Genomic DNA, 6,338 nt, shown 5'->3' on the forward strand with positions numbered 1-6,338 from the left:
CGCATGGGTCTTTCCTTCAGATGTGCTGGGCGAGTTCTGGGGTGCGTACGGGGGATTCGGACTTGCGTGGGACGAGCCTGCGCAGGACGTCCACGCCACGTGAAACGGCCCCGCCCGGTCAGAGCCGCGTATGCCGCTCTGCCGGGCGGTGCGCGTGGATCCTCGAACGGTGCGGGTCCCCGCCACGCCGGTGCGCCCAAGGCTGAGCGCCGCCGAGCGGCAGCCGGCGGCGCATCCGGGGCACGGCCCCGCTCAGCTCCGCCCGCAGCCGGTCAGGAATCGCGCTCCCGCTGAGCTTCAGCGTGAGCTTCGGCTTGCGGTGGCCCAGCCGCCGCCGCAGCGCGCGCCAGTCCGCCATCGAACCGGCCAGCACGGCGAAGGCCACGAGGGCGAGCACCGAGATGGCGAGCACGGCCAGGACGATGAGCAGGAGCGCGGCCATCAGGGAGCCGATCGTGCCGATCACTTCCAACATTTGGCAAAAAGTGCCCGCCGACCAGCCCTTTATTCCAACTTCTCTGGATATATCGGCCTTACTCTGGCGTACCGCCGTTGAGCTGGTCGAGCCGCCCGGGCAGGAGGTCGAGCCGGCGCAGTATCACTCCCTCCCGCAGCGCCCACGGGCACACCTCCAGCCGGTCCACCTCGAACAGGTCCATGGCCGCGTCGGCGACCAGCGCCCCGGCCGCCAGCTGCGCCGCCCGCCCTTCGGACACACCGGACAGCTCGGCCCGCTCGGCGGCGCCCATGGTGGTCAGCTTGATCACCCAGTCGGCCATGTCCTGCCGGGACAGCGAGCGCGAGACGTACGGGCCCTCGCTGGAGGGCGCCGCGCCGGCGATCCTGGCGAGCTGCTTGAACGTCTTGGACGTGGCCACCGCGCGGTCGGCCTCGCCGTATCTGACGACGCCGCCGACCGTGCGGGCGATCTCGGTGCGTACGTGCCTGCGCAGCGTGCGGACCTCCTCCGGCGACGGCGGATCGCCGGTGAACCAGTCGCGCGTCAGCCGCCCGGCGCCCAGCGGCAGCGAGACGGCCACGTCGGGCTCCTCGTCCACCCCCGCCGCGATCTCCAGCGAGCCGCCCCCTATGTCGAAGGCCAGCAGCCGCCCCGACGACCACCCGAACCACCGCCGCACGGCCAGGAACGTCAGCCTGGCCTCGTCGCGCCCGGACAGCACCTCGATGTGCACGCCGCTGCGCGCCTCGACCTGCGCCAGGACCTCCTCGCCGTTGGCCGCCTCGCGCACGGCGGAGGTGGCGAAGGCCAGCAGGTCCTCCACCCCCTTGTCCTCCGCCAGCTGCACGGCCTCCTCGACGAACGCGGCGAGCCGCTCGATGCCCTCGTCGGCCAGCCGGTTCTCCTCGTCCAGGTATTCCGTGAGGCGCAGCCCCTCCTTGTGGGAGTAGGCGGGAATGGGCCGGGCGCCCCTGTGGGCGTCGACGACCAGTAAATGGACGGTGTTCGAACCGATGTCCAGCACGCCGAGTCGCATGGGAAAACGCTACCGGTCTGCGGCTTCGACAGCGAAGCGGAGTCCCGCGTGACCGAGCGTGTCGCGGCAGGTCCGCCCACCTCACGGGCGGTCCGGCTGAGCGCCCGGACAGGCCCCTGCCCCGTCGTGATCGTGGGCAGGCCCGAGGCACTACCCTTCCTTGGTGGTGTGACACGTTGGGGGGACCTTTGAGCGCTTGCTGTGGCCCGAGCAGAGGCGAAGCCGCCGGAGCCGGGGGCGCCGGGGCCGCCGCGGAGCCGTACCGGCAGTCCGCCGGGATCGCCGCGCGGCCGGCGGCGCCGCGCGGGATGGTGCGCATACCGGGAGGAACGTTCCTCATGGGCGGCGACGACCCGGACGGGCGGCCCGAGGACGGCGAGGGGCCGGTCCGGGAGGTGCGGCTGGAGCCGTTCATGATCGACCCGGCGTGCGTGACGAACGCCCAGTTCGCCACGTTCGTCAAGGACACCGGGTACGTCACCGAGGCGGAGCGGATCGGCTGGTCGTTCGTGTTCCGCCAGTTCGCCGCGCGCGGGGTGATGGACGCCACGGTGCCGGGCGCGCCCTGGTGGGTGGGCGTCGAGGGCGCCACGTGGCGCTCGCCGGAGGGCCCGGGGTCGTCGGTGGGCGACCGGCAGAACCATCCCGTCGTGCACGTGTCGTGGCACGACGCCACCGCGTACGCCACGTGGGCGGGCAAGCGGCTGCCCACGGAGGCCGAGTGGGAGATGGCGGCCCGCGGCGGCCTGGAGCGCAGGCGCTACCCGTGGGGCGACGAACTGGCGCCCAAGGGGCGGCAGCGCTGCAACATCTGGCAGGGCCCCTTCCCGGCCGCGCCGAGCAAAGGGACGGTGCCGGTGAAGTCGTTCCAGCCCAACGGGTACGGCCTCTACAACGTCTCGGGCAACGTCTGGGAGTGGACGGCCGACTGGTGGGGCACGGCGTGGGAGCCGTCCGCCGACAACCCGGCCGGTCCCGCCGAGGGCACCGCCAAGGTGATCCGCGGCGGCTCGTACATGTGCCACGACTCCTACTGCAACCGCTACCGCGTGGCCGCCCGCACGTCCAACACGCCTGACTCCTCCACCGGGCACACGGGTTTCCGCTGTGCGGCCCTAGTCTGATCGCATGTCACGAACCCTGCGACTGTTGATCACCGGCGGCGGCACCGGTGGTCACACCTATCCGGCCCTGACCACTCTGGCGGCCGTTCAGCGACGTCAGGTGCCGCACGACGTGCTCTGGGTGGGCACGGCCAACGGCCTGGAGGCGCGGATCACGGCCGAGCACGGCATCCCGTTCAAGGCGATCACGACGGGAAAGCTGCGGCGCCGCCCGAACCTCAAGGAGCTCGGCACCAACATCGCCGACGTGTTCCGCATCCCGATCGGCGTGCTGCAGGCCGTGGGGCACGCGGCCCGCTACCTGCCCGACGTGGTGCTGTCGACCGGGGGCTACGTGGCGGTGCCCATCGGGGTGGCGGCCAAGCTGATCCGCCGGCCTCTGGTGATGCACGAGCAGACGACCGTGATCGGGCTGGCCAACCGGATCCTGGCCAGGCTGGCGACCAGGATCGCGCTGTCGCACGAGTCGTCGCTGGAGTACCTGCCGGCCTCCGCGCGGTCGAAGGCCGTGGTGACGGGCAACCCGATCAGGCCGGAGCTGCTGCAGGGCAACCGGGCGGCGGCGTACGACCTGTTCGGGCTGACGTTCGAGGTGCCGCTGATCTACGTGACGGGCGGCGCGCAGGGCAGCAAGCAGATCAACACCTTGATCGCGGAGATTCTCCCGCGGCTGCTGCCGCACGCGCAGATCGTGCACCAGTGCGGACCGGCCTGGATCGACCAGATGCGAGCCGTGGAGCTCCCTCCCGACCTGGCCGATCGCTACCACCCGGTGCCTTATGTGGGCGGGGAGCTGGCCGACCTGTTCGCCGCGGCCGACGTGGTGATCTCCCGCAGCGGGGCCGGGACGGTCTCGGAGCTGACGGCCATCGGCAGGCCCGCCGTGCTCATCCCGTTGATCCCGGCGGGCGGTGACGAGCAGCGCAAGAATGCCGCGTACCTGGCCTCGGCGGGAGCGGCGCGGGCCCTGCTGGAGCCGAATCCCTCTGCCGAGCAGCTGCTGTCCGAGCTGATGCCGCTGCTCGCCGATCCTGAGCTGCGCCAGACGATGGGGCAGGCGGCGGCCAAGCTCGGCCGCGTGGACGCGGCCGACGCGCTGTGCGACCTCCTCCTGGAGACCGCCCGCCCCGTCTGAGGGCTCCCCGCCTCCCGAGAGGCGTGTTCGCCGCTGCTACCGGCCGGGTACTACCCTGGATATGCAGATTGCTCCTCGCCCTGAAGGAGACCCCGGTGACGCGGTGAAGGGCAGGGGATGGGGATGGGCGAACGGCGTGCGCCAAGCCTGCGGATCAGGAGGGCGGACCAGGTTGCCGAGGAGCGCAAACGGCTCCTGGCGCTGGCCGGCGACGAGCTGTGGGGGATCGAGCTCCTGCGGTTCGCGATCCAGCAGGCGGTTGCCGAGCTTGCCGGCCTGGGCGGCATGGTGCACCTTGGCAGTCCCGGCTTCGGCGGAGGGCTGCGCCTCGCGGTGACCAGCGGGCTCCCCCGGGCCTTCACCCAGGAGTGGGAGCGCGTTGACGGGAACGGCCCGCTAGCCCCGGCACGCGCTTTCCGTGATGGTGTGTTCGTCCATACCTCGGCGATGGCGGCCGTCCCGCTGCTCGGTCCCGGCGGGCCTGTCGGCACGCTGTTGGTCGTGACGGCCTCCTCGTGCAGGCCGTCGGCCGGGCGACGGGCCTTCCTCGACCTCCTGGGCCGGTGGGCCGGAGAGCGCCTGGGCAGGCCCCCGGCGCCGCCGCCCGATCCGGCCCTCACGGGATGGCAGGAACCGAGCCTGCCGCAGGAGCCGCAGGCGGTCGGCACGTGGGACTGGGACATCCGCACCGGTGACATCCTCTGGAACGACGCGATGCCCGCGGTGCTCGGCCTCGATCCGGCCACCTCCGACGGCCGGATCGACACCTGGATGGGCACCATCCACCCCGAGGACCTGCCGTGGGTGCTGGCCGACATGGACGAGGCGATCTACACGGGGAGGATGCACAGCACCGAGTACCGGGTGTGCCGCCCGGACGGGACGATCGGCTGGGTGCGCGTCCGCGGCCGGTTGGTGCTCGACGACGACGGGGAACCGGCACGCATGATCGGCACACTGTGGGACGTCTCCGGATCCCACGACATCCTGGAGACGGTCACCGACCCGCAGGCGCAGAGCGCCGAGAGCGCTTCCGCGGAGCGGGCCTCCCATATCAGGCGGCTGGCCGGTGCGCTGGCCGAGGCGGTCACCGTGCGGGATGTCGTCGACGCCTCCGCCGATCACATCCTGCCCTCGTTCGGCGCCTCCGGGCTGATGCTCACCTTCCTGGACGGCGACCACCTGCGGCCGGTCGGGTTCACCGGGTACCCCAAGGAGTTCGTCGACCGGATAGCCCGGATGCCGGCCTCCTGGGGGCTCCCGATCACGGGGGTCCTGCGGGAGCGCACCCCGATCTTCATCAGCTCCTCCGAGGAGTACATCGAGCGCTACCCCGCGACGGCCGACATCCCGGCGGTGGCGGGCAAGCAGGCATGGGCCTTCCTGCCGCTGATCGCCTCGGGACGCCCGGTGGGCAGCTGCGTCGTCTCCTTCACCGATCCGCGCCCGTTCACCGGCGTGGAGCGCAACCTGCTCACCACGCTCAGCGGGCTGATCGCCCAGGCCATGGAGCGAGCGCGCCTGTACGACCGGGAGCACACGCGGGCCAGGGAGCTGCAGCGGGGGCTGCTCCCGCGCGAGCTCCCCAGTCTGCCCGCGGTCACGTCCGCGGCCCGCTACCTGCCCGCGGGCACGGACATGGAGGTCGGCGGCGACTGGTACGACGTCATCCCGCTGTCAGCCGACCGGGTCGCCATCGTCATCGGCGACGTCATGGGACACGGCGTGGCCGAGGCGGTCACCATGGCCCGCCTGCGCACCGCGGTCCGGACCCTCGCCGACCTGGAACTGTTCCCCGACGAGCTGCTCTCTCACCTCAACGACCTGGTCAGCGACCTCGGCGACGACTTCTACGCCACCTGCCTGTACCTGGTCTACGACGCCACCACGCGCTCCTGCGTCCTGGCCCGCGCCGGCCATCCCCCGCCCGCCGTCGTCCACCCCGACGGGAGCGTCCGCTTCCCCGACGCCGACCCGAACTCCCCCCTCGGCGCCGCCACCCCGCCCTTCGACACCGTCGAGATGGAACTGCCCGAAGGCAGCCTGCTCGTGCTGTACACCGACGGCCTGGTCGAATCCCCCACCATGGACATCGACCAGGGCATGACCCGGCTCGCCAAGGCGCTCAGCGGCACGCTCTCCGGAGCTCCTGCCGGACACCAGGAGCACGCCGCGGCGCCGGACGCGGCAGGGCTCCACTGCGCCGAATGCCTCGAATCCCTGTGCGACCGCCTCACCGCCACCCTGCTGCCCGGCAGGAAGCGGACGACCGACGACGCCGCGCTGCTGGTCCTCCGCACCCACGCGCTGGCAAGCGACGACATGGCCTCCTGGCCGCTGCCCGAGCACCCCAAAGCCGCGGGCGAGGCCCGCGAACACGTCCGCGCCCAGCTCAGGGCCTGGGACCTGGACGACCTGTCGATGACCACGGAACTGCTGGTCAGCGAGCTGGTCGGCAACGTCATCCGGCACGCCAAGGGCCCCATCAACCTGCGCCTGCTCCGCACCGACGTGCTCACCTGCGAGGTCTCCGACGCCAGCCTCACCACACCCCGCATCCGCCGCGCCGCCGACACCGACGAG

Annotated in this window: 5 protein-coding genes; 3 read left to right on the forward strand and 2 right to left on the reverse strand. The window is 72.1% G+C overall.

Annotated elements, in window-relative coordinates; all coding sequences use genetic code 11:
- Nucleotides 1-118: 118 nt before the first annotated feature.
- Both AB0J64_RS56505 and AB0J64_RS56510 read right to left on the reverse strand, forming a co-directional pair.
- On the reverse strand, nt 119-475 hold the full coding sequence (locus AB0J64_RS56505; protein WP_364046843.1) for a hypothetical protein: 357 nt from the start codon (nt 473-475) through the stop codon (nt 119-121).
- A 58-nt stretch (nt 476-533) separates the two neighbouring features.
- On the reverse strand, nt 534-1,496 hold the full coding sequence (locus tag AB0J64_RS56510) for a Ppx/GppA phosphatase family protein (RefSeq protein WP_364046846.1): 963 nt from the start codon (nt 1,494-1,496) through the stop codon (nt 534-536).
- Between the two features lie 338 nt (nt 1,497-1,834).
- Here AB0J64_RS56510 and AB0J64_RS56515 point away from each other — a divergent pair, with 338 nt between their 5' ends.
- The 3 genes from AB0J64_RS56515 to AB0J64_RS56525 form a co-directional block, all read left to right on the forward strand.
- Nucleotides 1,835-2,620: a formylglycine-generating enzyme family protein gene (locus tag AB0J64_RS56515; protein WP_364046849.1), complete on the forward strand. Its 786-nt coding sequence runs from the start codon at nt 1,835-1,837 to the stop codon at nt 2,618-2,620.
- Between the two features lie 4 nt (nt 2,621-2,624).
- On the forward strand, nt 2,625-3,755 hold the full coding sequence (locus AB0J64_RS56520; protein ID WP_364046852.1) for a UDP-N-acetylglucosamine--N-acetylmuramyl-(pentapeptide) pyrophosphoryl-undecaprenol N-acetylglucosamine transferase: 1,131 nt from the start codon (nt 2,625-2,627) through the stop codon (nt 3,753-3,755).
- 123 nt (nt 3,756-3,878) lie between these two features.
- On the forward strand, nt 3,879-6,338 hold a 2,460-nt coding region (locus tag AB0J64_RS56525; RefSeq protein WP_364046855.1), incomplete at its 3' end, for a SpoIIE family protein phosphatase.

Origin of the sequence: Nonomuraea sp. NPDC049695 (assembly GCF_040674955.1) — a bacterium.
Taxonomy (GTDB): Bacteria; Actinomycetota; Actinomycetes; order Streptosporangiales; family Streptosporangiaceae; genus Nonomuraea; species Nonomuraea helvata.